The following is a 5472-nucleotide window of genomic DNA, read 5'->3' on the forward strand; positions in this document are numbered from 1 at the left end:
CACCGACATCAACAACCTCGACGACATGGTCCCGTCGCCCGACGGCCGTCGCGTGGCCTACAGCCAGATGGGTACTGACGGCGCGCTGTACCTGCGCGATCTCGCCTCCGGCGCGGTGGAGCTGCTCGCTCCCGGCCTGCCGGCGGCCTGGAACTGGTCGCCCGTGTGGTCGCCGGACGGGAGGCGACTGGCCTACTATGCCGGAGACCAGCAGACACGCGGGCAGTTCATCAAGATCATGGACGTCGCATCCCATCAGGTGGTGGCCACCTTCCCGGTGGACGTGCCCCGGTGGAGACTGGCGGACTGGTCCCGCGATGGCCGGTATCTCCTCTCCCGCCGCCCGGCACCGACCAGGTCCGGCCCCGCCTCGCTGGTGCTGATCGCGGTCGGCAGCGGCACGATGACCACGCTGGTGGACACGGTCGCGCGATGGCCGAAGGCGTCGTTCTCCCCGGACGGCCGCTTCGTGACGTACACCGCAGGCCAGGGCGAGAGCACGAATGTCTTCGTGCAGGCTGTGGCCGGCGGTGAGCGCCGGCAGATCACCGACGCGCCCGGCAGCGGCTTCTCGGTGTGGTCCCCCGACGGGCGCGCCATCGCGTACCGGCGCGCGAACGGCATCTGGGTGGTGCCGGTGCTCAACGGGGCCGTCAACGGCACGCCGCGACTCGCGTACGCGAACGAGGCCGGACACCCCACCGCGTGGACCGAGGCGGGTGGGCTCTACCTCGTCGCGTACAACTCGGAATCTGTCCCGTACCAGATCGCGGTGGATTCGGCTACCGGCCAGCCGGGAGCGGCAGGTGCTCAGGAAGTCCGGGGTCACCCGGACGGATTGTCCCAGTTCGCGTGGTCGCCCGACATGCGGCGGATCGCCTACGCCGGGATGGGGGAGATCACGATCTACGCGGCGGACCGCCAGACCCTGACGCGGTACGAGGTGAGTGCGCAAGGGATCGCGTGGGATCTGTGGTGGTCCGCGGACGGACGCGAGGTCCTGTCGGCGCCCGACGTGCGTTCCCGGCCCGGGACGGTGCTGGCGCTCGACCCGAGCACGGGCCGCGTGCGGGAGCCTTTCCCACCGGTCGCGTCCGTGGGCTCGATCTCGCTCAGTGCCGACGGCCGCCGGGTCGTGTTCAGGCGGAGGGCGGCGGACCCGAATGCGAGCGAGCTGGTCGTCGCCGAGGCCGGCCGCACCGACGGCCCGGTGGTGGCCGCTCCGGCCGACGCCGAAGGGGCACCGCTCAGCAACTGGGTGCGGCCGCGGTTCTCCCCGCGGGGCGACCGGGTGCTGTACGGCCGTCAGGCCGATCTCGTCACCGGGCAGGCCAGCCCGCGGGCCGGTGCCCTCTGGGTCGTTGGAAGCGACGGCTCCGGTGCGCGGCGGATCGGCGCGGTTCCGCTGATCTGGAGCGCCGTGTGGGATCCGAGCGCCCGATTCATCGCCTATACGGGGTCCGACCGTGGTCGCGCCGTGCTGCGCGTCGTGGACGTGGCGACCGGCGTCGAGCACGACGTGGCGCTGCCCAACCCTGGTGCGGACCTGGTGAGGGTCACCGACTGGTCGCCGGACGGGACGCACATCGGCATCGTCAGCGGCGAGGCGCGGTGGGAGTACTGGGTGGTGCAGGGCTTGCTGGAGGACGCACGCTAGGAGCCGCCCGCTCGACTCCGACCCGGAGCGACCCATGAATCGGCCTCGCGGTAGCAGGACCGTTGGCGGCCTCGTGGCCGCCGTCATCACGGGAAGCGCGTCGGGCGGGTGGATGCCGCACCCGCCCCACGGCGATCAGGCAGCGCCGGACTCCGTGGTCGTCGTCGTGCACGAGGGGACCAGGCTCGCCTTCGACCTCTCGCGCGACGGCCGCACCATAGTCTTCGATGTGTTGGGTCAGCTGTGGCTCATGCCCGCGGACGGGGGAACGGCCGTGCCGCTGACCGACGCGGTGCGGGACACCAGCGAGGACCAGGGCCCGGTCTTCTCGCCCGACGGCCGGTGGGTGGCGTTCCGCGCGGACCGTCCGGGGGGAGCAGGGCTGTTCGTCGTCTCGCGCGACGGCGGGCCGCCGCGCCGGCTGACGACCGACTCCGGGCCGGTAAGCACGCAGGGTCCGGTCTGGTCCCCAGACGGAAGGCACCTAGCCTACGTCCGGAACCGCTATCGGCAGGGGCAGTGGGACCTCCTGGTGCTCGACGTCGCTACCGGCGCTGAGCGCGCCGTCGCGGTGGAGAGCCTCCCGAGGGGCACCCAACGCATCCCGGAGCTGGCCTGGTCGCGTGACGGCGCCAGGCTGCTGTTCTCGGGGCCGGGCGTCCCCACGCGGCGGGGCGGGCGGTTATTCGAGGTGCCGGCGGAGGGTGGTGTCGCGCGCGCGCTCGCCGGCGACCTGTACGGCCGCACGCCCGAGCCGGCGCCCGACGGCCGGCGGCTCGCGTTCTTCGCCGACGACTCGTCGGGCCGATACCAGCTTTGGGTCGCGGACTCCGCCCTCGTCGCCAGGCGGGTGACCTCCCAGGCGGACGTGACGCCGCTCGGCGCGCGATGGACGCCGGACGGGAACGCGCTGGTCTATCACGCCGACGGGAGACTGTGGCTGGTGCCGGCCGCGGGCGGACGTCCGCGGGAGATCCCGTTCACGGTGCGGCTGGCCATCCGTCGCAGGATCGTACGCATAACGGGGCAGCGGTTCGCCGAACCGGGGAGCGCGGTTCGCGCCCACGGCTTCGCCGGCCTCGCGCTGTCGCCCTCGGGCCGACGGATCGCGATGCTCGCGCTCGACACGCTGTGGGTATTCGACGTGGGGGCGCGCCCGCGCAGGGTCGGCCCGGTGCCGCCGACTGCGGACGGGCTGACGTGGTCGCCCGACGAGCGCGAGGTGGCCTGGAGCGCCGGCGCCGGCGGCGCCGAAGATCTCTTCGCCACCGCGGTCGCCTCGGGAACGACCCGCCGCCTCACCGCCCTGGAGGGAGCCGAGACCCGGCCGGCCTTCTCGCCCGACGGGGAGCTCCTCGCCTTCGTGCACTGGATCGCCCCCACGACGCCCGCCTTTCGGGCCACGCTGCGCGTCGCGCCTGCGCGCGGCGTGCCGATCACCGCAGTCGAGTCGACACAGACGCTCGCTCAGGGGTACCCGTGGTGGGGGTTCTTCGGCCTGGGGCAGGAGCAGCCGTTGTGGAGTCCGGACTCGCGTGCGGTCCTGGCGTACGGCAAGCTGAGGTTCCTGAGCGGCGATTCGGTGCCGGTGACGCTCCCGCCGGAGCACGAGTCCCCGGCGTTCCTGCTGTGGCTCGCGGACTCGTCGCTGCGCTACGTCTACGACGAGCTGCTGTGGCGGGCCGACCTCGCGGCGCCGTTCGAGCGGGCCGGGACGCCATCGCGCGTTTCGGACGACGCGATCCTCTACCCGTCGGCGGCGCGCGACGGCAGCGTCCTCTACGTGTCGACCGACGGACTCCGGGTGCGGCGGCCGGACGGCAGCGTCGAGCGGCTCGGATGGCCGCTGGAGTATCGCGTTCAGGTTCCGCTACCGCTGCTGCTGCGTAACGTGCGGCTCGTCGCCGTGGATGCGCAGGCCGATTCGGGTCTGCACGACATCCTGCTCCGCGGCGGCCGGATCGAGCGAGTGCTTCCCGCGGGAAGCGTCGCCGCGCCGCGCGGCACGCAGGCGATCGACGGCGCCGGCCGCTGGGCCATGCCCGGACTGATCGACGTGCATGCGCACTTGTGGGACGACGCCGTCCTCCCCGGTGCGCTCTACTATGGTGTGACCACGGTCCGCGACATGGGTTCGACCGGCATCGCGCGGCTGGTGGGCCATGACGACGCCATCCGGGCCGGACTGCGCCACGGGCCGCGGATCGTGGCCGGCGGCATTCAGTTCTGGGGAGCCGGCGGGCTGTCGTCACCCGGAGCCCACGGGCCCTCTAACGATGCGGCGCGCACCAGGACGATGGAGATGCTGCGCGCCTTCGGCACCAGCTACGTCAAGATGCGCTCGTTCGGCAACTGGCAGGCCGGTGCGCGACTGGTCGAGACCGCAGCGGACCAGGGGTGGCCCGTCAGCGGACACGAGGCGACGCAACTGCCGCTGATCGCCGCGGGGATCGCGGGACAGGAGCATCTCGGTCCATCGGCAACGCGCACCGACAAGCTGATCTACGCGGACGTCGTCGAGCTGTGGCGCGCGGCGGGCATGTACAACACGCCCACGATCGCCGGCTATTCGTTGCAGGCGACCGCCTACGGCGACTCGTCGCTGCGGCGGCGGATCGAAACCGACCCGCTCGTCACCCCGTTCCTCCGGTGGTGGCACTACCGGATGGACGAGCGCACCGTGCAGTGGTATGGACCGGCCGCGGACTTCGCGCGCCGCAGCGCGGGCACCGCGTACCGGGGCGGCGTCCGGATCGTCGCCGGATCGGACAAACCACCGATCCCCTGGGCCCTGCACGTCGAGCTGGAGGAGCTGGTGGCCGCCGGGCTCCCCCCCAGGGCGGCGCTGGCGGCCGCCACCACCGAGGCGGCGCGGGTTCTGGGGGCCGAGGGGCAGCTGGGCCGACTGGCGGAAGGGGCGTTGGCGGACCTCGTCCTGCTGGACGACGATCCGCGCCAGGACATCCGCAACACCCGGCGCATCTGGATGGTCATCAAAGGCGGCGAGGTGGTGGACCGCCAATCTCTGCAACGGATGGCCGCCACGGGCGGCGTGAGCGGGGAGCTGCTGCGCGCTGCGCGGCGCTGAGGGCGTCAGGCTCTCGAAACACGCGATCACCCCTACCAGTCCACAGGCTAGGGTGATCGCGAACCCCGTGAGTAGTCAGCCGGTGTCCGTCACGGACGACGGCGACGAGGACAACTGCCGGATGCTCATACGCTCGGAGGGTGGAGCGCTCCGGGTCGGCGAGGAGGGCCGTGGCTTCCTGGAGTGCCATCCGGTCCAGCCGGGCGGCGCGATCCTGTCGCAGCTGACCCGAGAGCCGGCGGCGCTCGTCGGCGAGGCGTTTCTCGCTGAGCTCCCGCTCCTGTGCCACCATGCGCAGCCCCAGCGCCACCAGCACCACGCAGGGAAGGATGATGGCAACCAGGAAGAGCAGAACCTGCCGCCGATGAGCGTGTGCAGCCATGGCTCAGACCGAGCGCGTCCGGCCTCCAGTCTAGTAGTGGGAGCCGGGGCAGTTGTCATGCAAGTGTCATGGGCGATGAAGGGGGTCCCAGGACGACGCGCAGCCGAGACCGGCCGTCACCGCCACCCTTCGTCCAGCGCCGGCAGCTCCCGGCTTGCGTCGCGGGGCCCCGGCGCGGTATGTGTTGGGGCCCGTCCGCCGTACGGACCGTTCTGGGGGAGCACCGCCCGTGCAGCAGATCCACCTCGGCGCGATCGACTACGCCATCCTGCTCGTCTACTTCGCCTTCGTGCTCGGCATCGGCTGGGTGCTGCGGCGATACGTCAGGAGCAGCGAGGATTTCTT

2 protein-coding genes are annotated in these 5472 nt (G+C 72.2%); both read left to right on the forward strand.

What is annotated here, in order from left to right; all coding sequences use genetic code 11:
- Nucleotides 1-1657 (forward strand): hypothetical protein (locus Q8Q85_12410; protein MDP3775058.1); only part of this gene is annotated, 1657 nt, incomplete at its 5' end.
- 34 nt (nt 1658-1691) lie between these two features.
- Nucleotides 1692-4745, forward strand: a complete 3054-nt coding sequence (locus Q8Q85_12415) for an amidohydrolase family protein (GenBank protein MDP3775059.1) — start codon at nt 1692-1694, stop codon at nt 4743-4745.
- Nucleotides 4746-5472 lie beyond the last annotated feature (727 nt).

The sequence above is a fragment of the Gemmatimonadales bacterium genome, assembly GCA_030697825.1.
Classification (GTDB): Bacteria; Gemmatimonadota; Gemmatimonadetes; order Gemmatimonadales; family JACORV01; genus JACORV01.